Here is a 24,310-nt window from a genome sequence, read left to right on the forward strand (position 1 = left end):
CCTCGATGCCGGAGACCTCGACCTCATCGCCGACCAGAGCACGGTGTGGGTTGCCACCACCGACATCGACGGTTGGCCCGACGTTTCCTACAAGGGTGGCGAGCGAGGCTTCGTTCGGGTGGTCAGCCCCCCACCAGCTCCAGATCCCGTTCTACAACGGCAACGGCATGTGGCGAACCCTGGGCAACATCGAAGACACCGGACGGGTGGCCCTGTTGTTCGTGGACAACGACCGGCCTTGGCGAATGCGCCTCCACGGTCATGGCACCGTCCTCACCGATCCTGCGATCACCGGAGACTTCCTCGGCGCCGAGGCCGTGTTGGCGGTACAGATCGCCCGCATCTTCCCCAATTGCGGCCGCTACATCCACCAGGGCGACTCGATCTCGCCCTACGTCCCGCGCCCGGGGGTGACGGCCCCGATCCCGGACTGGAAGCGGATCCAGGTGTTCAGTGACGTACTCCCAGCCAACGACCCTGCCCGCACCGAGAACCTCTGAGCAGAACGGATCGACCGCCAGACATGCCCCATCCCACGAGAGCGTTCCCGACCGCGGGGTCTGGTGACGAGGACGACCAGGACCTGCCGATGATCAGAAGAACCCGCCGGGCACCAGCCCCGCCACGGCGTATGGCCGCCATCTTCACCACTGCCGTGCTCGGACTCGGCGCGATCAGCACAGCCGGGTGTAGCAACACCGACGACGGTGCTGACAGTGCAACCACGGTCGCACCCACGTCGTCGGGCAACACTCCTTCCGGTGCCGAGACCACGACTCCGCCGATGCTGGTGCCGGAGTTGTTCGACGCCACCGACACCTCGTTCTACGCCACTCCTGAGCCCGTCCCCGCGGGCAACCACGGTGACCTGGTTCGCTACCAGCTCACCGGCAACCAGCCCAACGGGATGACCCGATACCGGGTCATGTACCTGTCCGAGACCCGCCGTGGTGAACCCACGGTGGTGACCGGGCTGGTGGCGGTGCCATCCGGAGATGGACCCTCGGGGGGATGGCCGGTGCTCACCTACAGCCGAGGCTCGAGCGGAATCGCCGACAACTGCGCCATATCAATGGCTGTCGACGAGACCCAGGGGTCTGATCCGCTCCTAGCCGCCGAAGCGTTCCTGGTGGAAGATGCCGTCTCGCGCCTCGACATGGTGGCCACCGTCACCGACTACGAGGGCATCGGTGGACCTGGCATCCACCCGTATCTCAGCGGGGTCAGCGAAGCCCGAGCCACCCTCGACATCGTCCGGGCCGCCGGTCAGCTCCCGGACCTGAAGCTTCGAAGTGACGTTGGGATCATGGGCTACTCCCAGGGTGGCCATGCCGCGCTCTGGGCCAACCAACATGCCGCGGAGTGGACTCCAGAGCTTGTGATCCACGGCACGGTCTCCGGTGCACCGGCGTCCGAGTTGGCTGAGCTGTTGGCTCCCGGCGGGTTCTTCGACGATGGATCCAGGTCGATGTTGGCCGCCGGAATGGCTCAAGAAGACCCGAGTATCGATCTAGCCGACGTCCTCACCCCGGACGGCGAGCAGCTCGTGGATCTGATGAGTGCCAGCTGCCGGCCCGACCCTCAGGCCGCGGAGTCGCTGGCCGCCAAGCCCCTGCTCCAACAGTCCCAGGCCCAGAACGAGCTCTGGCCGGCTTGGATCTCGGCCAACACACCGGGGAAGGATTCCGCCGCGGCCCCGGTACTGATCTTCCACGGCGACGCCGATGAATCCGTACCTGTCGAACACAGCCAAGCGCTCCAGGATCGGCTCTGTGCCAGCGGCGTGCCCACCGAACGTCGGGTGATCGCTGGGGCCGGCCGCGTTGCTGGCGCCGTCCCCACCATCGCCGAAGGCGCCGACTGGCTGGCCGCCCGGATCGCCCGAACCCAGCCGAACCCCACCTGTTGACCGGCGCATACGTGCCCCGGGCCCAGCCCCGGTCGAGCACGGTCAGGTCAGGTCAGGTCAGGTCAGGTCAGGTCACAAAATTGCAGCCTGGCCGAGCAGCACCCGTAGCTCACCGATCAGACCACCGTTGGTGTCAACGCAGAACTGATCGGGAAGACGCAGCACCTTGTCTTCGCCGAGGTGGATGAACACCATCGACTCGCCAGGGAAACGGGTGAGGATGGCCTTGAGGTCGTCGACGGTGTCCTGGCTCAGGCGAGCCGGGGAGACCTTCACCCGCAACGGTGGAGCCCCGTCGATGACGCCGTCGAACACTTCCACATCCATGGCGATGAGCTTGGGCTGATCGTCTCGTCGGTCGACCCGACCCTTGACCAACAACACCGCGTCATCGGCGAGCATGTGGCCGATGTCGGCCATGGTCTTGGGGAAGACCATCACCTCGATCGAGGTCTGGAGGTCTTCCAACACGAAGACCGCCATCAGGTCACCCTTCTTGGTCCACTTACGTTGCAGCCCGGTGACCACTCCGCCGATGAGACGCATGGCGCCGTCCTCGACCTCTGCCAGGTCAGTGATCGTGCCGTCGGTGCGACGGCTGAGCGCGGCCTCGGCCCCCATCAGCGGGTGATCGCTCACGTACAGGCCCAGCATCTCCTTTTCGAAGGCGAGCTGTTCCTTCTTTTCGAAGGCCAGCGACGGGATGGTCACCTTCTCGTCGAACCCTCCACCGGTTTCCTCTACCTCACCGAACAGGCTGAAGATTCCGACGTCACGCTCCTTGCGGCGGGCGATAGTGGCATCGACGATCTGTTCGTACACCGCCAACAGACCTCGGCGCGGGTGACCGAGGGAGTCGAAGCCGCCGGCCTTGATCAGCGACTCCAGCGTCTTCTTGTTGAGCACCGAAAGGTCGACTCGTTCGCAGAAGTCGTAGAAGTCAGCGAAGGGTCCGTTGGCGGTCCGATCCTCGATGATCTTTTCGACCAGGGCCTCACCCACGTTGCGCACCGCTGACAGACCGAAGGGGATTACCTCGGTGCCGTCGTCGAGTCGGGCGGGCTCGAAGTCCGACGCCGAGCGGTTCACGTCTGGCACTAGGACCTGGATACCCATGGTGCGGCATTCGTTCAGGTAGACCGCAGCCTTTTCCAGGCTGGTCTTGACGCTGGTCAGCAGCGCCGAGAGGTATTCGACCGGGAAGTGGGCCTTCAGGTAGGCGGTCTGGTAGCTGACGAGGCCGTAGCCGAAGCTGTGGCTCTTGTTGAAGGCGTAGTTGGCGAATCCTTCGATGGTGTCGAACAGGGTGGTGCCCAGCGCCGATCCGTAACCGGTGGCCTCGCAGCCGTCCACGAACTTGGCCCGCTCCTTGGCCATCAGCTCGGGCTTCTTCTTGCCGCAGGCCTTGCGGAGGTTGTCGGCCTCGGCCAGGGAGTAGCCGGCGAAACGCTGGCTCACCCGCATCACCGACTCCTGATAGATCATCAGGCCATAGGTGTCGGCAAGCAGTTCCTCGGCGTCGGGATGGAAGTACTCGACCGGCTTACGTTCGTTCTTGATGTCGGCGTAGTCGTTGTGCATGTTCACCGACATGGGGCCGGGTCGGTAGAGGGCGACCAATGCGGCGATGTCTTCGAAGCAGGTGGGGGCCAGCGAGCGCATGAGGGTTCGCATGGCACCGCCCTCGAGCTGGAACACGCCGATCGACTCTCCCCGGCACAGCATGGCCAACGTCTTCTCGTCGTCGAGCGCAACCCGGTCTATGTCGAGGTCCACGCCTCGGAACCGTTTGATGATCGCCAAGGTGTCCGAGATGACGTCGAGGTTGCGTAGGCCCAAGAAGTCCATCTTGAGCAGGCCCAGCTCCTCGACCCCGCCCATCTCGTATTGGGTCACTACCGGGGCCAGCTCGACGGGCTGTCCGGCGGCCGGCTTGCGTTGGATGGGCAGGTAGGTGGTGAGGGGGTCTTTGGTGATCACCACCGCGGCGGCGTGGATGCCGTCTTGGCGGCGCAGGCCCTCCAACCCCTTGGCCACGTCGATGACCTTCTTGGCGTCAGGGTCCTCGAAGTACATGTGGCGCAGGTCGGCGGCCATCTTGTAGCCGTCTTCGTACTTGGGGTGCTGGTCGAGGCAGGCGTAGAGCGGGGTGTCGCGCCCCATGATCAGCGGCGGCATTGCCTTGGCCACCTTGTCGCCCACCGAGTACGGGTAGCCGAGCACCCGGGCCGCGTCTCGAACTGCGGCCCGAGCCTTGATGGTTGAGAAGGTGACGATCTGGGCCACGTGGTCGCGGCCGTAGCGCTCGGCGGCGTAGCGGATCATCTCGTCTCGGTAGCGAGAGTCGAAGTCCATGTCGATGTCGGGCATGGAGATGCGGCTCGGGTTGAGGAACCGTTCGAACAGCAGGTCGTAACGGATCGGATCCAAGTCGGTGATCCACAGCGTGTAGGCCACGGCGCAACCGGCGGCCGAGCCACGGCCGGGACCGACCCGGATGTTGTTGTCTCGGGCGTGCTTGATGAGGTCCCAGGTGATCAGGAAGTACGAGCTGAAGCCCATGTCCCCGATGACTTGGAGCTCATAGGCCAACCGTTCGACCACCGCATCGGGAAGGGGGTCGCCCCATCGCTCCTTGGCGCCTTCGAACGTGAGGTGGCGCAGGTAGTCGGCGTCGGTCTCGAATCCGTCGGGTAGCGGGAAGTTGGGAAGGAGAGCATCGCCGAAGTCGATCTCCACATCGCAGCGTTCGGCCACCCAAAGCGTGTTGTCACAAGCCACCTCTACCTCGCGGAACAGGTGGCGCATCTCCTGGGCCGACTTGAGGTAGTGGTCGTCGCCGTGGAACTTGAACCGGTTGGGGTCACTCATCAGCGATCCGGTCTGCACGCACAGCAGGGCGTCGTGGGACTCGGCATCGTGACGATGGGTGTAGTGACTGTCGTTGGTGGCCAGCAGCGGGGCCCCTAGGCGCTTGGCGATGTCGAAGAGCTGGGGGTTGGTCTGGTGCTGCTCGGGGATGCCGTGGTCCTGTATCTCCACGAACAGGTTGTCTCGACCGAAGATGTCCTGGAGACGACCGGCGGCTTTGAGCGCCGCCTCGGAGTCACCCCGGAGGAGGTGCTGGAGGACGTGGCCCCCGAGGCACCCGGTAGTGGCGATGATGCCTTCGCTGTGCTGGTCGAGCAGCTCCCAGTCGACGCGGGGCTTGTAGTAGTAGCCCTCCATGAACGCCCGGCTGGAGAGCTGGATCAGGTTGCGGTAGCCGGTGGCGTTCTCGGCCAGGGCGGTCAGGTGGTAGTAGAGCTTCTTGCCGCCGTCGGCGTCACCACCGGAGTCGTCGACCTTGCCTCGCCGGTTGGGTCGCTCCAAGCGAGAGTCGTAGGCCATGTAGAGCTCACTGCCCAAGATGGGCTTGATGCCGTTGGCGCGGGCGGCCTTGTAGAAGGGAAGGATCCCGTACATGTTCCCGTGGTCGGTGATGCCGATGGCCGGTTGACCGTCGGCGGCCGCGGCGGCCACGACCTCCTCTACACGGGCGGCACCGTCGAGCATCGAGTACTCGGTGTGCACATGGAGGTGGGTGAACGAATCTCCCACGTGACGTCCTCCCGACGCGACCGGCTGCCTCCCGAAGGATGGCTTCCCACAGGTAATCCACAGCAGTTGTCCACCGCATGTGGATGAACTACACGGCTGTCGTTCGACGGTACCACCCTTGCCGCCGGTCGGCCTCGCCCACTGGGCACATCAGGGCTTGGGCGCCACCACGGTGGTCACCCGGGGTCGAGATCCCTCCCCCACCGTCACGTATCCGTCCGCACCCGGCAGCAGGGCGATCGCCTCACCTTGGACCTCCAACGGCGAGACGCCTCGGCATCGTCGGGTCTCGTCACCGAGGGCACCCATAACGGTCTGGCCGGCCGGCACCGACACCACGAACACCGACCCGTAGGTGCGCAACACCATCACCGAACCATCACCGGACAGGTCGGCGGCGGTGAGCATGCTGGTCTCGCCGTTGCCCACCGGGAACACGCCGACCGCCTCCGCCACCACCGCTGCTTGCGAAGGGGGGCGACTGGTGGCCTGGGACACCCGGTAGACCCGACTACGACCCGGTTCCTTGGTCATCAACAACACCGACCCGTCGACGTCGGCCACCACCGCCTCCACGTCGTGAGCCCCGTCGGGGTAGGCCACCACGATCGGTTCGGCTGCCACCGACGTGGAATCACCGAGTGGGACTGCAACCCGATACAACGTCACCGAGGCGCGAGCGATCCGATTGTCTCCGGTGTCGGCCAACACCAGGATCGGACCACCAGGGCCTCGGGCCAGGACCATGTCCTCCCAGTCGACGTTCTCGGCTCCATCCACCGTCACCGTCTGCACCGTGGGCTTCCCGTCAGTCCCCGAACGGATGGCGAACAGTCGGGCGCTGTCTCCAGAGTCGTTGACCACCCACACCGTTCCAGCGTCATCCACCGCCACCCCCGATACCTCGACGAGCCCGGAGTCGAGAACGGGCACCGACATCGATGCCAGCAACTTCTCGTCGCAGGCGGCACCGGCCAGATCTCCGCCCTGTCCCGCCGCGATCACCCCTCCGATGGTGTCGGGTCGCGGGGTCGTTCGTGACGTGGCCGGGGATGGCGATGTGGTGGATGCGGCATTCGAAGTGTTGGTCGACGAGTGAGAGCTGGCCCCATCCCCGAGGTCGCGGCCACCGTTGGCGGCGCCGAAGCTGACCAGTCCCACCGTCAACGCCACCGCAAGGGCCATGACCAGGGCAGTCATCAAGGCCACCGCCAGCCCGGCCACGACGACGGCGGGAGATCGGCGGGACAGGACCGACCGCCGAAGACCCCCGGTGGGGGGACCGGTCACGGTCCTAGAGGTAGGTGCCGGGGCGTACGTCGGCTCCGGGTACCGACCCGGCAACGGGGCCCTCGGCCATTCCTGGAAGCTGGCGCTTCACGTCCTCCAACTGGTGACGGGCCGCCATCTGCTGGGCGAACAACGTGGCCTGGATGCCATGGAACAAGCCCTCGAGCCAGCCCACTAGCTGGGCTTGGACCACCCGCAGCTCGGCTTCGCTGGGCGTGGACGTGCCGCCGAAGGGCATGGCCACTCGCTCCAGTTCGTCACGCAGGTCCGGCGACATGGCCGACCCGAGCTCACGTACCGAGGTCTCATAGATCTCGCGCAGGCGGTCCCGGGCGGGTTCGTCGAGCTCGGCACCGCGCACCTCTTCGAGGAGCTGCTTGATCATCGAGCCGATGCGCATGACCTTGGCGGGTTCCTCTACCGCCTCGCGCCGTTCCTCGGTATCGACCTCTCCGTCTGAACCCCCTGCTGACGGTGCTTCCACCAGCTCACCACGGGCCAGAACCGGCTCCTCGGGGTCGGTGCTGGGCACTCCCGATCCAGGCTCGGTCGCCGTGGGCACGTCTGTCATCGGGATACTCCTACCAGTAGTGGAACCAACATCTCAGCAGAGGTGAGTGACCCGTGGCGGCCCACCAGCACGTAGGGGCCGGTATCGGCCTCGTCGTGGTAGGACACCGCGTCGCGAGCCACGAGGGCGACATCGCCGAGGCGTTGCCTGGCCTCGTCGGTGACCATCGGACCCCACCAGCCCTCGTCGATCGTCTGGTCACGGGAACGTACCCAACCGGTGTCTCCGTGATGGGCCTCAACCGCGGCCGCCAGCGCCTCGACCCGACCGGGTCGAGCGTGAAGCCATCGGAACCGACCTTCGCCCGATTGGAACGACAGGTGCGAGACCACCTCTGGGTTGAGGTTGATCACGTTGTCACCCACGTCGACCTGACCGTGATCGGCGGTGATCACCAGAGCGGCCCCGGCCGGCAGGAAGTCGAGGATGTCACCCACCATGCGGTCGGCGTAGGCCAGCTCGGCGTCGAAGTGGTCCCGCAGGCCGTACTCGTGAGACACCTTGTCGAGCCCGTCGTAGTAGGCGTAGACAAACGGCTCGCGTTCAATCAGGGCCTGGCGAAGCTCCCACAGCAACACTGCGTTGGTGCGATAGCCCCGGAATCGGATGTCGCACAGGTGGGCGCCGCTGAAACCGGAGTGGGCGAACTCGGCCTTGGTCACGATCCTGGGTCGTTGGCCCAGGAACGATGGGTGCGGTTGGAAGGTATTGGGATCGAGCCGCTTGCGGGCGTCACCCAGCACCGGGGTGGACCACCGCAACACGTTCAACACGTCGTGGTCGACCGCCACCCGATAGCCGACGACCCCATGGACACCGGGCGGCAACCCGGTGGCGATGGAGGTCAGTGCGGTGGCGGTGGTCGACGGTGAGACGCTGGTGATCGGCCCACCCATCAGCGAACAGAGGTTGGGCGCCAGGTGTCGACGTTCCTGCAACTGCTCCCAGCCCAAGCCGTCGAGCACCAGCAGCACGACCTGGTCGGCCTCCATGGCAGCAGCGGGCATCCACGCCCCAGGCTCGGTGCCCGATCCGTGGGTCCCATCCAGCAGGGCGGGCACGATGTTGGCGATGCATCCCCCGGCGTAGTCGGGGAGGACGGGTTGATCCACGGAGGTCCTTTCGGGTTACCCGGCGTCAACCTACCGCCGAGGCCCCGAGCCCACCACGCCGACCTCGTAGACTCCCGCCGGTGAAGGTGTCCACCCGGGGTGACTATGCGGCGCGGGCCCTGCTGTCCCTCGTGCTCCACGGTGACGGGAAGCCAACCTCGGTCCGAGACATCGCGGAACGGACTGCGCTTCCCCAGCCCTACCTGGAGCAGATCCTGCTGGCCCTCAAGGGTGCCGGCCTGGTCCGGTCCAAGCGTGGCGTCGGCGGCGGCTACGTGCTGGCCCGTCCCGCCGAGGAGATCACGTTGGCTGCCATCGTGAGCGCGGTGGACGGACCCATAGCCGTGGGCGATTTCGGTGAACCGCACCAGAACGGGGCCTGTGACCACGAGGGCCAGTGCGTGCTGTTGGCGGTGTGGTCCGACGTGGGTGAACAGATGCGCCAGATGCTCGAGGGCCGCACCCTGGCCGACATCGCGGCCATCACCAGGGGCGAAGCCCCCTGGCCAGACCCCGTGACCTGACACCTGACACGGGCGACCTGACACCGGCGACCGAGCGCCGCCGGAAGGCTGTGCCAGTCGGCGGGCCCAGGGTCAGACGGCCAAGCTCTCGAGCACGGCCCTGAGGTCTGGGGCCAACGGAGAGTCGAAACCGACCCGCTCGCCGGTGCCGGGATGGTCGAAGGCGAGGTGCTCGGCGTGAAGGAAGGGGCGGTGCAGATCTATCGACTCCCGCACGCCCTGGTAGCGGTCGTCTCCCACCACCCGGTGACCGATGGCGGCCAGGTGGACCCGGATCTGGTGGGTGCGACCGGTCTCGAGCCGACACGTGACCAGCGCCGTCTCGGCGGGCTCGGTGAAGACCTGATCGACCTGATAGCGGGTACGGGCTTCCTTGCCGGTCGCCACTACCGCCATGCGGGTCGGGTGCCGAGGCGACCGTCCGATGGGGGCGTCTATCAGCCCCCGTGACGATTCCGGATGACCCCAAACCAGGGCCCGGTACCGGCGTTCCACGGTCCGCTGCGACAGTTGACCGACGAGCGACTCATAGGCCAGCCCGGTGCGGGCCACCACCAGCAAGCCCGACGTGCCCCGGTCGAGACGATGGACGATTCCGGGCCGGGCCGGATCACCGACTTCGGCCATTTCGGGGTAGTGGGCCAGCAGGCCCGCCACCATGGTGCCGTGGTCGTGACCGGCCCCCGGATGCACGACCAGGTCGGCCGGCTTGTCCACTACCACCACGTGCTCGTCGGCGAACACCACCGGAACCTCAACGGCCGGATCGGCTTGCGGGGTGACCTGTGCGTCCGATTCGGCCACATCGACTTGGATCAGGGCGCCTTCGGTCAGCTTCACCGACCCCTTGGCCGCCACCACACCGTCGACGGTCACCGCGCCGTCGACCAGCAGAACAGCGACCTCCGAGCGCGACAACCCGGTGATCATGGCCACCACTCGGTCCAGCCGTTGGCCAGCCAGGACTTCGGGGACGTGCTCTGAGTGAACGGCCACGTCAGGGCGCCCGCAGGCCGGCGACCACCAGCAAGATGGCCCCGACGACCACGCCCATGTCGGCAACGTTGAACACGGGCCACCACTGGAGGTTGATGAAGTCGACCACCGCACCGTGCATGAACCCCTGGTCACCCCGCACGGCCCGGTCGATCAGGTTGCCAACCGCTCCCCCGCCGATCAGACCGGCGGCCACCGCTCCCAGAGTGGTCCGGCTGGTGCTACCCAGGGCTAGGGCAAGGACCATTCCCATGGCGATGACCGTGACCCACGGTCCGATACCCCGACCGCTGCCCATTCCGAACGACGCCCCCGTGTTGAAGGCCAGTTCGAAGCGGAGCGATCCGACGACGTCGATGATCCGGCCTCCGTCGAGAGCAGACAACGCCCAGGACTTGGATGCCTGGTCGAGCACCAGAACGACCAACCCGACAGCCGCAAACATCCCGAGCTTGCGGGGCGGCACCGCAACCGTGTCGACCTCGGATACGGGGTCTGCCACAGAATCGGGGCCGAGGACCGAGTTCCCGTCTTCGGTCGCATCCATGGCCGCGCCCGGGGCGGTCCCCGCGGTTGGAGCGTCGCCGGCTTCCACGTCGCCGACAGGCGGAACGTGGATCTGTTCTGTCCCGTCGCTCATGTCCTTAGGTTCCTAACGGATGGGTCCGGTCGTCGTCGAGGAGGTTGATCAGCCCGAAACGTCGTCTCGGCCAAACAATGCAGCGTGCACGGGTCGGCTCGCCGATGCACACGCCTCCTTAGGGTTCTAGCGGATAGGTCCGGTCGACGTCGCTACGAGGTTGACCAGACCGAGGCGTTGCTTCGGTCTAACCATGCCGTGCCTACCGGTCGGCTCGCCGATGCGGTCGCTCCGAGCGTGGATCGCCCGGCCGGCACCTGCCAGATCGACCGATGACGACCGATCGTTCCCTTCCCTCCCCGTCGGCTGGTCACCTGCGTCCCAACCCGCCCACCTTGTACTCGACGCGCTGGCGAGCCCACGGGATCGCCTCGAGTCGGGCTTCGGGGATCGGTAGCCCGGAGGTCTCACAGATCCCATAGGTGCCCGAGTCCAGCTTGGCCAACGCGTGGTCGATCTCAGACAGAACCTCCAGCGCCTGCGCGGCCATCACCAGGTCTCGTTCCCGTTCGATGCTGAGCGTGTCTCCCTCACCCGACTCTTCGTCGAACTGCACGTCCCCGGACTCGAAGTCGGCCACAAGAGACTCGGCCTCGGCCCGCAACGACTCGGCCTGGTGGACGTAGATGGCCCGCTCCTCCTCGAGCAGCGCTCGCTGAGCCTTGAGGAACGCGGCTTTGAACGGTGATCTGGCCCGGCGGCCACCCTGGTCGGCTCCGGCCTTCCCCGCGCCGCTGGGGCCCGCATCCTCCTTGACCGCAGTCGTGCTCACCCCGTTGGCTCCAGGCCCCGACTTTGCCGACGCAGCCTTCTTTGCCGGGGCCTTCTTCACCGGCACAGCCTTCTTGACCGGCGCAGCCTTCTTTGCCGGGGCCTTCTTGACAGGCACAGCCTTCTTCACCGGCACAGCCTTCTTGACCGAGGCGGCAGTCTTGGCCGTCCCTACGTCGGCCTTGGTGCGGTTGGTGGCCATTGGTCCTCCCCAGGGATCAAAAGGTGCCGGACCATACGACTAGGGAGGGCGTTCGTCAACGAGGGGCTGAAGCAGGAGGACAAACCAGAGGTTTGGGAGTAGAGCCCGCTGTGGCGAAGCCAGGTTCAGCGTCGCTTGCCGAAACGCCAACCGCGACGGTCTTCACCGTCGTCATCGAGGAAACCCGGGGTGGCGGTGTCGGTGGCATCGTCATCTCGGGGGCCGAGCGGGGTCTCCTCGGCCATGGCCTTGCGGAGCTCGGCCAGGAAGGCATCGTCGGAGTCATCGGGCTGAGGCTGGGGCGGCGGGTCGGTGAATCCCAGTTCCAGGACCGGGACCGGCGCCGTGGGAGGACCGCCGTCACCAGGTTCTTCATCTCCTGGCTCGTCGCCACCTCGCTCCTTATTGCCAGACCCGTCGACGACGGGTTCAGCACCGTCGGGATCGCCCAGATCACCGGCGTCGCTCCCGGAACCGAGTGCAGGCTCATCGGCGCTCGGCGTGACGTCACCGACGGTCTCGGGGGCAATCGCCCCAAAACTGTCAGCGCCCACCGAATCGTCGGATTCGTCGGTATCGGTGGCGGCAGCATCGGGAAGCCCGGTCGATCCTGTGGATTCGAACAGCTCAGCGGTTCCAGGCGAGGCGCCACGTTCGCCGACCGGGATGCTCGCAGCTCCTTCTTGAGCCTGAGCCGAGCGAGCTTCAGCCAACACCGGGTCATCGGCATCCTCCGAGGCCATGTCAGAACCGTCGGCGGATGCCATGACCACATCGGCGCCGGAGCCATCAACGCCGCCATCTTCGATCGACGGCGATGGCGCCGACCGCTCGGACAGGTCGGATGGCTCAGACAGGTCGGACAGGTCGGGGATGACGACCGCCCGCAGCTCGGGCATGGGCGCCAGACGGAAGGCCGCCGGGTCCTCGAGCAGTCGCTGAAGCTCAGACGCGGCGCTGCGGAGCTGGACCCGCTGTTCCTCTGCGTGGCTCTCCAGCACCGACACATCTGAGCGCAGGTTGTCTCGCGCTTCCTCCAGGCTGCGGATCTCGGCGGCCAAGCGGCTCCGGGCTTCGCCGCGGGCGGTCTCGATCTCGGCGTCGATCTCTCGGCGTCGTTGTTCGGACTCGACCTTGGTCGACTCCTCCAAGCGAGCCGCCTCGGTCCGGGCAACGGTGACCAGAGAATCTGCTTCCTCCCGCGCCTTGGTCAGCAGGGAATCCGCTTCCTCTCGGGCTTCGGCTACCGCAGCGTCGGCCGTGCGCTGAGCGAGCACCAGCGTCCGCCGGGCCTCCTCGGCCACCGCCTCGTCGTCTACAGCAGGAGCCGCAACCGGAGCTGGCATCTCGGCCAGACGGGCCTGCACCGCGGCCTCGACCTTGGCGTCGACTTCAGCCTGGATCTCAGCCTCGCTCCGGCCCGGCGCGCCGTCACCCTCACCAGCACCGGACACCTCACCGCCAGCGGCCTCGGCCAGACGGGCCTCCATCGCCGCGGCCATCTCCACGGCCTGATCGAGGAAATCGTCGACCTCTTGCTGGTCGTATCCCTTACGAGTGGTGGTGAACTTGGCCTGTTCCAGCAGCAGCTTCAGCGTTCGCTCCATGGGGGGCGAGCCTACCCATGCTGAGTCAGGGCTCGTACCCACGCTCCTCGAGACGTCGCCGCTCGTCGGCCGACACCTCTACGTTGCCCGGAGTGAGCAGGTACACCTGGTTGACCAGTCGTTCCATCTGACCGCCGAGGCCATAACAAAGGCCGCTGGCGAAGTCTATGAGGCGACGAGAAAGGTCGCGATCTGCACCCTGGAGGTTCATGACCACCGGCTGGTTGGTCTTGAACTTGTCAGCCACGTCCTGAGCCTGGTTGAACGAAGCCGGAACCACCACGTGCGGCTTGGAGTTGGCGGTGATCGGAATCGGGCGGACCACCTGGGTCCGGGGCCGGCCTACGCCCTGAACGCCAGCCGGCGTCGTAGCAGTGGGCTGCACTGGAACCGGCACCGGCGTAGGCATCACGGCCGCGCTGGGCATGGGCAGCGGATCTCGGTTGAGCTGGCCCCTGGTGGAGATGGGTCGGACCTCTCCCAAAGCCGACGGTTCGTCGAAGGCGTCGGGCAGTGGTTCTGGGGCCGAGGGGCCGGATGAGGCCGCTCGCGGGGCCGACTCGCCCCGATCGGGCTGAGGCGCGGCACCATCTACGTGATATTGCTCGTAGTCGGCGTCGTCACCGAGACCGAGCTGGATCAGCACCTTTTTCAGCATCGTGCCAATTCTACCCGTGGCTGGCGTCCGAAGGCGGCACCCAGGCCACCGCCACCTGTCGGCCTCGCTCGCCTCGCGCCCGATGGGACCAGTGGTTCGGGCTGCACGCCGTGCACACGCCGACGACGGCAAGGGGCACCTGATACTCGGCCAGAGCCGCCGCCACCGTTGCGGGCACGTCCAACGCCGGCGTGCCGTCCCAGGTGGTGGAGCAGACCTCGGGACCGAACCGTTGCACCATCGAGTCGAGGTCATCGGCCCCGAAGGCGTAGTGGTGGGCGGCGATGGTGGGGCCGAGAACAGCGCGACGGACCGGGCCCAGATCTGCCAATGCCTCCACGGCACGACCCACCACACCGGCCAAGAGCCCCCGCCAACCGGCGTGGACCACACCAACGGCACCATCGGCCAGCAGGACCAGCGGGGCACAGTCGGCAGTCGCCACCGCCACCACCGCACCCGGCACCGAGGTGACCGCGGCGTCAGCCGCCATACCGGCATGAGCACCCGGTGATCGCACCACAACGACGTCGGCACCGTGGACCTGACGGAGCCAGGTCCACGGCAGTGGTGCCACCGCGTCCCGTCGGGTCGCCAGCACCGCGGAATCGCCGGTGACGGCCAGATCCCCGTGGGAACGATCCGTGAAGATGAACCGGCCCTCCGACGGCATCGGAGCCAGTTTGTCGGTCAGCGCGCTCGACAGTGCCTTGACCCGCGTGTGGTCAGCGCAAGAAGGAGGGGACGTCGAACTCGTCGCCGTCATCTGGCTCGTCGTCGAAGAGATCGCTGGTCCGCACCGGGCGGGCGGCGGGCACCTCACCAGTGCGCTCCGCGGTACCGGCCCGACGCGGTTCGCGGCCGGCCTTCTCGTCCCAGCGGTCGAAACCAGCGGCGATGACCGTGACCCGGACCTCGTCACCCATCTCGTCGTCGATGACGGTGCCGAAGATGATGTTGGCATCGGGGTGGGCCACGCCGTGGATGACCTCGGCAGCCTCGTTCACCTCGAACAGACCCAAGTCGCTGCCACCCGCAATCGACAACAGGATGCCACGCGCCCCCTCGATCGATGCCTCTAGCAAGGGGCTGGAGATGGCGGCTCGGGCCGCGTTCAGGGCCCGGCCTTCACCGGTGGCGTGACCGATGCCCATCAGGGCGGAGCCGGCGTTGGACATGATCATCTTCACGTCGGCGAAGTCGGTGTTGATGACACCGGGCGTGGTGATGAGGTCGGTGATCCCCTGTACGCCCTGGAGCAGCACCTCATCTGCCATCTTGAAGGCGTTGATCATCGACGTCTTCTCGTTGGAGACGGTGAGCAACCGATCGTTGGGGATGACGATCTGGGTGTCGACCTTCTCCTTGAGCTTCTGGATGCCCGACTCGGCCTGCACCGACCGACGACGACCCTCGAAGGAGAACGGACGGGTGACCACGCCGATGGTGAGCGCCCCGATGTTCTTGGCGATCTCGGCGATCACTGGGGCCGCACCCGTTCCGGTGCCACCGCCCTTACCGGCGGTGATGAACACCATGTCGGCGCCCTGGAGCACCTCTTCGATCTCCTGGCGATGCTCCTCGGCCGCGGACCGGCCGACCTCGGGATCGCTACCTGCACCGAGGCCTCGGGTGAGCTCCCGACCGATGTCCAACTTGATGTCGGCGTCGCTCATCAACAGGGCCTGGGCGTCGGTGTTCACCGCTATGAACTCGACGCCTTTGAGGCCGGCGTCGATCATGCGGTTGACGGCGTTGACACCGCCGCCACCGACGCCGACGACCTTGATGACGGCCAGGTAGTTCTGCGGGTTGCCAGCCATGGGTGCTACCTCCACGAGGATGGGGTGAGGCCGGACCGGTTCGCCGGGCCGACGGGAGAAGGATGGATTGGTTGGTACAGCGAAGTGGGCCGCGCCCAACCCTCGACCTTTGGTCGAGGGTTATGTAAACCTCGATGGATGGGCGACATTATGCACCCCCTGGATCGAGGTCGGTCAAGGACGCAGCTTCGGCCCGCTCGGTGCCGGGCTTCGGGGTGACCGAAGGAGAAGACGGAACCCGAACGTCGAGGGCGGCGATGGTGGACCGGTCAGCCTGTTCGAGCAGCGCTTCGATGGCGACGAACTTGGCCCGGATGCGGCTGGAATCCCCCACACGCACCGTTATGCCATCTCGGAGGGTGAGCCAGACGTCTGAGCGTTTCAGCTGCCCCGACTCCACCTCCTCGGCCAGCGAGCTGGGGATGGCCGCCAGCACCTCGAGCACCAGACGCTGACGCCGATCCAGCTGGGTCCCGGGCGGGCCGAACTGGACGCCTATCAGGGGCAGGTCGGAAGTGGTCCCCGGTACTGCTGCTCCCAGAACCCGCCCCGACCCATCGGCCGCGACGCCGGCCGTGTCCACCGCCACCGGAATCCGAGCATCGACCACCACCGAAACGGTCCCGGGCCAGCGCCGTTGCACGACGACCGTGTCGACCCAAGCCAGGGCGGAAACCCGCTGTTCGACTGCGGCGACGTCGACATCGAGCAACGGAGTACCCCGTTCCACATCCGCCGCCTGAACCACATCAGCGCGGGCTCGACCGGCAGCCCCTTCGACTAGGACATCGTCCACGTCGAGTGCTGCGGTGCGGGTGAGGCCGTAGGCGCCGCCCAGCGACACGAGGATCAACGCCCCCACCGCCACCCGGCGGAAGCGCCGTCGCTGCCGATCACGGGACACCTCGTCTCGACGCGCTTCCAGCCGGGGGTCGATGAACGACTGCGGCCGGGAAGATGCCGACCGACGACGCTCGAGGGTCCCGGTGCTCATCGGCCCGCCTCGCCGCTGGCCGAATCGGGGCGTTCCCCGCTGAGCTGGTCCGGGGTGAAGCCGACCAGACAGGTCTCTGCGTGCAACGTGACGCCGGCCGAGTCTCGGACCCGTCGGCTGACGGCGTGCATCAACGCCAACACGTCGTCGGCTGACCCGCCCGGGTCGGCCTGGATGAAGTTGGCATGCTTGGTGGACACCTCGGCGGACCCGACCCTCAGGCCCTTGGCTCCGGCCTGGTCGATCAGGCGGCCGGCCGAATCACCCGGGGGGTTGGTGAACACCGATCCGGCGTTGGGTCCACCGGGCTGGTTGTCACGACGCCAGCGCACGATCTCGGACAGCTCGCCTTCGGACCTGGCCTGGTCTCCCTGGGCTAGACGCAGCTCGGCCCAGGCCACCACCTGGTGTGCCGCCACCGAGGAGGTGCGGTAACCCAGGTCGAGATCGGTCGGCATCACCTCTCCATCCTCGCCCAGCCGGAGGTCCACGACGCGGACCCTCGCCAGCGACGCCGCGATATCGGAACCATGGCCTCCGGCGTTCATGCGAACCGCTCCGCCCACCGTGCCGGGAACGCCGACCGCCCACTCGAACCCGGTGAGCCCAGCGGCCACCGTCATGCGAGCCACCACCGGCAAAAGGGCGGCGCCACCAGCGCGAACCGTGGCCCATCCATCGACCGTTTCACCGACGGTCACCTCGGCCAGGCCAGCACCGAGTCGCACGGCCAGGCCACCGAACCCGGCATCGGCGACCAACAGGTTGGAGCCCCGCCCCAAGACCACGACTGGCAGCGGGGCCCGGGCGACCACACCGGCGAGGGTGAGCAGTTCAGTGGCGGAGTCCACCGAAACGAATCGGGCGGCCACACCGCCGACCCGATAGGTGGTGAGCGGGCCGATCGGTTCGTGGTGGCTCACCGCCAACCCAGGCCCCGTGGTCTCGGCCAGCGCCCGGTCGAACCGAGACAGTTCGTCCTCGGTTGCCGCGCCGAACAGGTTGTCGAATCCGGTGCTCATGGGTAGCTCAGGCCCCCTGGTCACCGGGTTCGACAACGTCGTCTACATCCCCGTCTGCGTTCCCGCCTACATCCCCGTCTACGTTCCCGTCGACAGTGTCGACAGCACCTTCCCCCGCCACCTCTCCACGACCGATCCCCGAGATGTCCGGCGTCGACGGAGCCGGAGAGGGTGACGCCAACACGGTCAGCAGGCGAGGACCGAGGAGGTGGACATCTCCCGCCCCGATGGTGAGGACCAGGTCTCCCGACCTCACCGTGGTTCGCAACCAGGCCAGGGCATCGTCCAGGCCCGGAGTCCAACCCACCGTGACACCTGGGCGAGCCTCCAGGGCGGCATGGGCCACCGTGAGGCCCGTGACACCCGCTACCGCGGTCTCGCCAGCGCCGTACACGTCGGTGACCGCGACGACGTCGGCCATGGCGACCGCCGCGCCCTGCTCGACTCCCAACGCCTCGGTCCTGGAATAACGGTGGGGTTGGAACACGGCAACCACACGATCCCAGCCCGCTTCCTGAGCCGATGCGAGCAGGGCGCGGATCTTGCCCGGGTTGTGGGCGTAGTCGTCCACCACGGTGATCCCGTCGACCTCGCCCACGACCTCGAAGCGTCGAGCCACACCCCGATACCGACCCACGGCAGCCACAGCCCGCTCCACCGGGATCCCGTGGGTCGCCGCCACCGCCACCGCCACCGCCGCGTTGCGGGCGTGATGGCGCCCAGGGGTGCCGATCTCCACTGGTCCCACCTCGATGCCACCGTGGGTCAGGCCGAAGCTGGTGGTGAGCCGCTCCACTTGCACCGAATGGATCCGCCAGTCGGCCCCGGCACACTCCCCGACCGTCACCGCGTCGTGACGAGCCGCCAGCTCCACCGCCCTCGGATCGACCCGACCGCTGCCGTCGGGGTTGTCTATGCACACCACTCCGACGGTGGCCTGGGCCAAGAAGCGATCGAACCCGGCCTCGATCGCCTCGATCGAACCCCAGAAGTCGAGGTGATCCTCCTCCACGTTGGTGACCACCGCGGTGTGGGCACCGAGCCGCTCGAAGGATCCGTCGCTCTCGTCGGCCTCCACCACGAACAGACCTGCCTCGCCGCCCCAGCGTGCCGCGGCGTCGAGGGTCACGGGCTGGGCACCGACCAGGAACGAAGGGTCGGCCCCGGCCTCGTCTAGCAGTGTGGCCAACATGGCGGTGGTTGACGTCTTGCCGTGGGTGCCAGACACGGCGACGGTGGGCCGCAGGGCGCAGATACCAGCGAGGATCCCGGCCCGGTCCAGCACCAACGCACCGGCCGCAGCCAGCTCGGCCACGGTCTCGGGAGCGGGTCGGAACGCCGTGGAGTGGGCCACGAGGTCAGCGGCCATGGCTTCGGTCGTGGTGAACAGGTCTGCTTCACCAACTGCTTCGACCCCGACACCGGCAGCGTTCAGCGCGGGCCAGGCCCCGGTGACGACCACATCGGTCCCGGTGACGACATGACCAAGCCGGGCCAATATCACCGCGATGGCGCTGACGCCGGCGCCGCCCACCCCCACCAGGTGGATTCGGCGCGGCCGGCTCAGATCCACCGCCACCCCGGTCTCGTCAACCACGGGCCACGGCCTCGACCACCTCGCCGGCCCGCTCTGCCGCGTCGACCTTGGCCGCCCCACGCATGGCGCGGGCCATCGCCTCCAGGCGATCGGGGTCGCCCAACAAGGCTGTCAGCTCCGTCTCGAGCCGGTCGGCGTCGAGCTCGGCGTCGGGCACAACGACCGCGCCGCCGGTGGCGGCCACCGCCTTGGCGTTGGCCATCTGGTGGTCTCGGGTAGCGATGGGGAGAGGAACCAGGATCGATGGCAACCCGGCCGCCATCAACTCGAACACGCTACCGCCAGCACGGGTAACCGCCAGATCGGAGGCGTCGAGCAGGAGGTGCATGCGGTCCTCGTATCGAACCTGTTGGTACACCAGCCCCCCCGGTGGCGGCACCGGCGCGTCGGCGGTGAAGTCGTGGAAGTCCCGCGAACCGATGACGTGGCGGATGGCCAGATCGGACCGATCGGCCCACCGTTCCGCCAGGCCCTTGACGGCCTCGTTGATCCGCCTGGAACCAAGCGAGCCCGCGAAGACGCCGATGACGGTGCGATCGGCGGGCAGGCCCAGAGCGGCCCGGGCCGCGGCCGGGTCGGGATGCTCGGCCATCTCCCTGATCTCAGGTCTCAGCGGGTTACCGGTGACCACCGAACGAGGGAGATCGGTACCGGCGAAGGACACCGCCGCAGCCCGGGCCACCCGTCGTAGCAGCCGGTTGACCGCACCCGCCTTCTTGTTCTGCTCCAACAACACGATCGGAATCCGCAAGAGCACAGCCCCCAACCCACAGGCGAAGGAGGCGTAGCCCCCCAACACCACCACGACCGACGGCCGATGACGGCGAACCAGGGCGAATCCCTTGAACATGGCTCGTATCAGGTCGACGACGGCCACCACGTTGGCCGGGGTGAGCCGACGCTGGATCCCGCGCCCCGGCAACAGGTCGACCGCGAACCCGGCCTGGGGGACCATGATCCCCTCTGGGCCGCGGGCGGAGCCCACGAAGTGGATCGAAGCCGGGTCACGGCCACCGGTCACCAGCGCTCGGGCCAAGGCCAAACCGGGCAGGAGGTGGCCTGCCGTTCCTCCTCCGGCCACGACAGCCCACGTAGCCACATCGCCGCCGCCTGCGGATCGACCCGACGGGGAAGGCGCCGGTCGCTCCGAGTCGCCGTGTGCCGCTACCGGCTCGTCCCGCTCCGACATCAGTGGGTGACCCCGGTCTTGGTCCGGGCTCGCTCTCGACCGACGCCACCGCCGCCTTGGCGGGTTCGGCCGCGACGGCCAGCCGAGTTGACACCGTCGGCGGGCCGCGACGCCGGATGGCGGGCGATGTTCATGAGCATCCCCACCGCGGTGAGCGTCACCAGCATGGACGAACCGCCGTAGGAGATGAACGGCAACGGAACACCGGTGATGGGCACCACCCCCACCACCGCGGCCATGTTCAAGAAGGCCTGGACCGAAATCCACGTGGTGATTCCCACCGCCACCAGCATCGAGAACCGGTCGGCGGCCTGCGACGCGATGTAGGCGCCGAGGGCAGCAAAGGCCACGAACAAGAACACCACCGTCATCGCTCCCAGCATGCCGAACTCCTCGCCGATCACCGCGAAGATGAAGTCGGTCCAGGCAAATGGCAAGAATCCCCACTTCACAGTGGAACGACCCAGGCCGCGACCCAACAGTCCACCGTTGGCCATGGCGACCAGCGACTGAACATTCTGGAGACCGTCTCCATAGGGATCGCTCATGGGGTTGAGGAAAGCCATGTACCGCTTACGGCGAAATGGTTCGATGGCCACGAACAGGCCTGCGCACAGCGCGAAAACTCCCGCGGTGGCGGCCAACGGGCGAGACGGTGTGCCCGCCGCCCACAGCACCGCCAAGGTGGTGAGGCCGATGATGATCGTGGTGCCCAGGTTGGGCTGGGCCATGATCAGCGCACCGATGAGCACCAAGTAGGTGAGGACAGGTGCCAGCCCCCACCGCCAATCGTCGATGCGGTGCTCGCGACGGGCCAGCAGGTCGGCCACGAACAGCAACAACGCGAACTTGACGAACTCCGAAGGCTGAACCTGTACGGGTCCCACCGCCAACCACCGGGTGGCACCGTTGTTGGTGACACCCACCCCGGGAACCACCACCGCCACCAGCGTGGCGACGGAGATGCCCAGCAACAACCGAGCTCTCCGACGCCAGAAGTCCAACGACACCGACATGGCAACCAGCAGACCGATGGTGCCTAGGAAGGTCCAGACGATCTGCTGTTGGAAGTAGGTCCAGGGGATGCCGTCCTCGCGCACCGACACCACCGCCGACGCCGACATCACCATGACCAGCCCGATCATGTTGAGCACCGTGACCAGCGCGGCCAACACCCAAGAGGTGCCGGTGGCGGTTCCGGGCATGCTCCAACGAGAGGCGACCCGACGGGTTGGGTGGCCCCGAAGCGAGGGATGGGCGATCGATGTCATGGCTGGACCCTCACGGCGCGGCGGGGACGGTGGGCACTGCGGTGTTGACGACGGGAATGGTGGCGAAATCGGCGTAGAACATGCCGAGCGCCAGAGCGGTGGCCAGGCCAGCCACGATCCAGAAGCGAACGATGACGGTGGTCTCGGGCCAACCGCTCAGCTCGTAGTGATGGTGGATCGGAGCCATGCGGAAGATCCGCCGTCCTCCGAATCCCCGGAACGAGATCACTTGGAGGATGACCGAGATCGTCTCGATGGCGAACAACGCCCCCACCACCGGCAACAGCAGCGCGGTGTTGAGCGTCAGAGCCAGGCCGGCCATTCCCGCCCCGATGGCCAGCGACCCCGTGTCACCCATGAATATCCGGGCCGGGAACGCGTTCCACCACAAGAACCCGGTGCATCCGCCCAACATCGCCGCCGCGACCACGGCCAGGTCAAGGGCATGTTCCACCTGGTAGATCTCGGGGTTGCGGAACGCCCAGAACCCGATGATCGTGAACGCCGCGAAAGAAAAGATCGAAGACCCGGCGGCCAGCCCGTCCAAGCCGTCGGTGAGGTTGACGGCGTTGGTGCTGGCCATGATGAGCAGCACGGCCCACACCACCCAGCCAACGCGACCGAAATCGATGTTGAGCCAGTTCGAGTTCACGAACGAGTCGTGGCGGGTGAACGACAAGGAGGTGTGGACGCTGGTGAACGCCACGGTCAACGCCCCGAAACCGACGGCCACGCTGAGCAGCCCTAGGACCTTCATCCGCTTGTTCAGACCGAGGTTTCGGGCAGTGCGGATCTTGATCCAGTCATCGAGGAAGCCGACGATTCCAGCCCCGACCACCAGGGCCAGCACCAACATGCCCGTTCGGGTGAACACCACCCGGCTACGGAGGTGCGCGACCGTGTAACCCACGACGGCCCCCACCACGATGGCTATGCCTCCCATGGTCGGCGTACCTGCCTTGGTGTGGTGCCCTTCGGGGCCTTCCTCACGGATCGGTTGGCCGATGCCGTGCTGGCGGAGCCACTCGATGAGGTAGCGGGTGCCGACCAGGGACACAGCCAGGCTGAGACCTCCGGCCATGAGCAGCGCGATCACCAGGCCCCCTCGGATCGACGGGACCGAAGTGCCGACGACAACACCTCACGGTCCACGAACGGCGTCATCACGTCACCGATGGTCTGGGTGGTCTCGTGGCCCTTACCGGCGATCAACACCACGTCCCCCGGTCGGGCGCGGTCCACGGCCAGCCCGATCGCCGTGGCCCGGTCGGGTTCCACGGTCACGTCGGGATGGTCGGCCAATCCGGTCTTCACGGCTGCCATGATCGCAGCCGGGTCCTCGTGTCGGGGGTTATCGGTGGTGAGGACCACAACATCGGCGAGACGGGCCACCACCTCTCCCATCTCGGGACGCTTGGTGGGGTCACGGTCTCCCCCCGCTCCGAACACCACTACCACCCGGCCTTCGCCAGCCAGCTCCCGGGCCGCCACCAGCAGGTTGTCCAGGCCATCGGGGGTGTGGGCGAAGTCGACGGCAGCCAGAAAAGGCTGGCCCTCGTCGACCATCTCGAACCTGCCGGCGATGGGACCGAGGTCGGCCAAGCCTTGGGCGATGACCGAATGGGGCACACCGAGCAGATCGGCGACGGTGGCTGCGGCCAAGGCGTTGAGGACGTTGAACCGCCCCGGCATTGCGATGCTCACCGACTCCCCCCGCCAGACGAACCGTGAACCCGATGCCGCGATCTTCAGGTCGGCGGCGTCCTCGATCGAGTACCCGATGCTGGGGATCTGGGCCGCGTCCAGCAGAAGCCGGCCGTGGGGGTCGTCGGTGCACAGCACCGCCTGGTCGCACAGCTCAGGGGTGAACAGCGCGGCCTTGGCCTGGAAGTAGGCGGCCATGTCGTGGTGGTGGTCGAGGTGGTCTCGACTCAGGTTGGTGAAGACACCGACGCGAAAGCGCGTTCCGTCCACGCGGTGCAGATCCAGGGCGTGCGAGGAGACCTCCATGGCCACCGACCGGCGCCCCTCGGCGAGAAAGGCGGCCAGAAGCTGTTGAAGCTCGGGGGCTTCGGGGGTGGTTCGCACGCCGGTCAGGGTTCCGATCACCCCGCAGTTGCGCCCGGCCCGGTTGAGGATCGAGGCCAACATCTGGGCCGTGGTGGTCTTGCCGTTCGTTCCGGTGATACCGACGACATCGAGGGTGTGGGAGGGGTCACCGAGGAGGGCGGCCGCCAGCGGTCCCATCGCCCGGCGCACATCGGCCACGACCAGTTCGGGGACTCCGAGGCCCAGAGGTCGCTCCACCAACAGCGCGGCAGCTCCGGCCGCCACGGCGGCGGGGGCGTGATCGTGGCCGTCGTGGTTGCGACCCGGAACGCAGCAGAAGACGTCACCAGGTACCACCAGGCGCGAGTCGTGGGTGGCGGCCCGCAGTTCGACTGCCCCGGCCTCGGTCCCCAGGTTTTGCACATCGAGGCCGGCCATGGCGGTGCGGCCGTCCAGAACCCTCAACAGGGCTTCCAGGTTCACGA

The 24,310-nt window shown here is 67.2% G+C and carries 21 protein-coding genes; 3 read left to right on the plus strand and 18 right to left on the minus strand.

Annotation, left to right across the window (positions count from 1 at the left end):
* Window positions 1-95: 95 nt before the first annotated feature.
* Both IPG97_18835 and IPG97_18840 read left to right on the plus strand, forming a co-directional pair.
* Complete coding sequence (locus IPG97_18835; protein MBK6858541.1) at window positions 96-500, plus strand: pyridoxamine 5'-phosphate oxidase family protein; 405 nt, start codon at window positions 96-98, stop codon at window positions 498-500.
* A 23-nt stretch (window positions 501-523) separates the two neighbouring features.
* Window positions 524-1,909, plus strand: coding sequence for a hypothetical protein (locus IPG97_18840; protein ID MBK6858542.1), 1,386 nt, complete (start codon window positions 524-526; stop codon window positions 1,907-1,909).
* 72 nt (window positions 1,910-1,981) lie between these two features.
* Here IPG97_18840 and dnaE read toward each other — a convergent pair whose 3' ends face one another.
* The 4 genes from dnaE to IPG97_18860 all read right to left on the minus strand — a co-directional run bounded on the left by dnaE (window position 1,982) and on the right by IPG97_18860 (window position 8,443).
* Window positions 1,982-5,509: a DNA polymerase III subunit alpha gene (dnaE, locus tag IPG97_18845; protein ID MBK6858543.1), complete on the minus strand. Its 3,528-nt coding sequence runs from the start codon at window positions 5,507-5,509 to the stop codon at window positions 1,982-1,984.
* A gap of 150 nt (window positions 5,510-5,659) precedes the next feature.
* Window positions 5,660-6,799, minus strand: a complete 1,140-nt coding sequence (locus tag IPG97_18850; protein MBK6858544.1) for a hypothetical protein — start codon at window positions 6,797-6,799, stop codon at window positions 5,660-5,662.
* Window positions 6,800-6,803: 4 nt separating this feature from the next.
* Complete coding sequence (locus tag IPG97_18855) at window positions 6,804-7,370, minus strand: bacterial proteasome activator family protein (GenBank protein ID MBK6858545.1); 567 nt, start codon at window positions 7,368-7,370, stop codon at window positions 6,804-6,806.
* A complete protein-coding gene (locus IPG97_18860) occupies window positions 7,367-8,443 on the minus strand; it encodes an alkaline phosphatase family protein (protein MBK6858546.1) in 1,077 nt (358 codons plus the stop codon). The genes IPG97_18855 and IPG97_18860 overlap by 4 nt, the downstream gene beginning before the upstream one ends.
* A 119-nt stretch (window positions 8,444-8,562) precedes the next feature.
* Between IPG97_18860 and IPG97_18865 the strand changes: the two genes are divergently transcribed.
* Window positions 8,563-9,006 carry an Rrf2 family transcriptional regulator gene (locus tag IPG97_18865; protein MBK6858547.1) on the plus strand — a complete coding sequence of 148 codons (444 nt, stop codon included), beginning with the start codon at window positions 8,563-8,565 and terminating at the stop codon, window positions 9,004-9,006.
* 72 nt (window positions 9,007-9,078) lie between these two features.
* Here IPG97_18865 and IPG97_18870 read toward each other — a convergent pair whose 3' ends face one another.
* The 14 genes from IPG97_18870 to IPG97_18935 form a co-directional block, all read right to left on the minus strand.
* Complete coding sequence (locus IPG97_18870) at window positions 9,079-10,002, minus strand: RluA family pseudouridine synthase (GenBank protein MBK6858548.1); 924 nt, start codon at window positions 10,000-10,002, stop codon at window positions 9,079-9,081.
* Window position 10,003: 1 nt separating this feature from the next.
* Window positions 10,004-10,642 (minus strand): signal peptidase II, encoded by a 639-nt coding sequence (gene lspA, locus IPG97_18875; GenBank protein MBK6858549.1) that lies wholly within the window; start codon window positions 10,640-10,642, stop codon window positions 10,004-10,006.
* A 310-nt stretch (window positions 10,643-10,952) separates the two neighbouring features.
* Window positions 10,953-11,615: a TraR/DksA C4-type zinc finger protein gene (locus tag IPG97_18880; protein ID MBK6858550.1), complete on the minus strand. Its 663-nt coding sequence runs from the start codon at window positions 11,613-11,615 to the stop codon at window positions 10,953-10,955.
* Between the two features lie 125 nt (window positions 11,616-11,740).
* A complete protein-coding gene (locus IPG97_18885) occupies window positions 11,741-13,222 on the minus strand; it encodes a DivIVA domain-containing protein (GenBank protein ID MBK6858551.1) in 1,482 nt (493 codons plus the stop codon).
* A gap of 25 nt (window positions 13,223-13,247) precedes the next feature.
* The gene (gene sepF, locus IPG97_18890; protein ID MBK6858552.1) at window positions 13,248-13,880 is read right to left on the minus strand and encodes a cell division protein SepF; all 633 of its coding nucleotides are present in this window, start codon (window positions 13,878-13,880) and stop codon (window positions 13,248-13,250) included.
* Between the two features lie 10 nt (window positions 13,881-13,890).
* The gene (locus IPG97_18895) at window positions 13,891-14,553 is read right to left on the minus strand and encodes a laccase domain-containing protein (protein ID MBK6858553.1); all 663 of its coding nucleotides are present in this window, start codon (window positions 14,551-14,553) and stop codon (window positions 13,891-13,893) included.
* 52 nt (window positions 14,554-14,605) lie between these two features.
* Window positions 14,606-15,703, minus strand: a complete 1,098-nt coding sequence (ftsZ, locus tag IPG97_18900; GenBank protein MBK6858554.1) for a cell division protein FtsZ — start codon at window positions 15,701-15,703, stop codon at window positions 14,606-14,608.
* A gap of 148 nt (window positions 15,704-15,851) precedes the next feature.
* On the minus strand, window positions 15,852-16,697 hold the full coding sequence (locus tag IPG97_18905; GenBank protein MBK6858555.1) for an FtsQ-type POTRA domain-containing protein: 846 nt from the start codon (window positions 16,695-16,697) through the stop codon (window positions 15,852-15,854).
* Window positions 16,694-17,719 (minus strand): UDP-N-acetylmuramate dehydrogenase, encoded by a 1,026-nt coding sequence (gene murB, locus IPG97_18910; GenBank protein MBK6858556.1) that lies wholly within the window; start codon window positions 17,717-17,719, stop codon window positions 16,694-16,696. Before murB ends, IPG97_18905 begins: the two co-directional genes overlap by 4 nt.
* A gap of 7 nt (window positions 17,720-17,726) precedes the next feature.
* Entirely contained in the window at window positions 17,727-19,316 is a 1,590-nt protein-coding gene (murC, locus tag IPG97_18915) for a UDP-N-acetylmuramate--L-alanine ligase (GenBank protein MBK6858557.1), read from the minus strand.
* Complete coding sequence (locus tag IPG97_18920) at window positions 19,309-20,397, minus strand: UDP-N-acetylglucosamine--N-acetylmuramyl-(pentapeptide) pyrophosphoryl-undecaprenol N-acetylglucosamine transferase (GenBank protein ID MBK6858558.1); 1,089 nt, start codon at window positions 20,395-20,397, stop codon at window positions 19,309-19,311. Before IPG97_18920 ends, murC begins: the two co-directional genes overlap by 8 nt.
* 107 nt (window positions 20,398-20,504) lie before the next feature.
* Window positions 20,505-21,710 (minus strand): putative lipid II flippase FtsW, encoded by a 1,206-nt coding sequence (gene ftsW, locus IPG97_18925; protein MBK6858559.1) that lies wholly within the window; start codon window positions 21,708-21,710, stop codon window positions 20,505-20,507.
* Between the two features lie 76 nt (window positions 21,711-21,786).
* Complete coding sequence (locus IPG97_18930) at window positions 21,787-22,887, minus strand: phospho-N-acetylmuramoyl-pentapeptide-transferase (GenBank protein ID MBK6858560.1); 1,101 nt, start codon at window positions 22,885-22,887, stop codon at window positions 21,787-21,789.
* The gene (locus IPG97_18935; protein ID MBK6858561.1) at window positions 22,869-24,263 is read right to left on the minus strand and encodes a UDP-N-acetylmuramoyl-L-alanyl-D-glutamate--2,6-diaminopimelate ligase; all 1,395 of its coding nucleotides are present in this window, start codon (window positions 24,261-24,263) and stop codon (window positions 22,869-22,871) included. The genes IPG97_18930 and IPG97_18935 overlap by 19 nt, the downstream gene beginning before the upstream one ends.
* Between the last annotated feature and the right edge of the window lie 47 nt (window positions 24,264-24,310).

The sequence above is a fragment of the Microthrixaceae bacterium genome (assembly GCA_016702505.1).
Taxonomy (GTDB): Bacteria; Actinomycetota; Acidimicrobiia; order Acidimicrobiales; family Iamiaceae; genus Aquihabitans.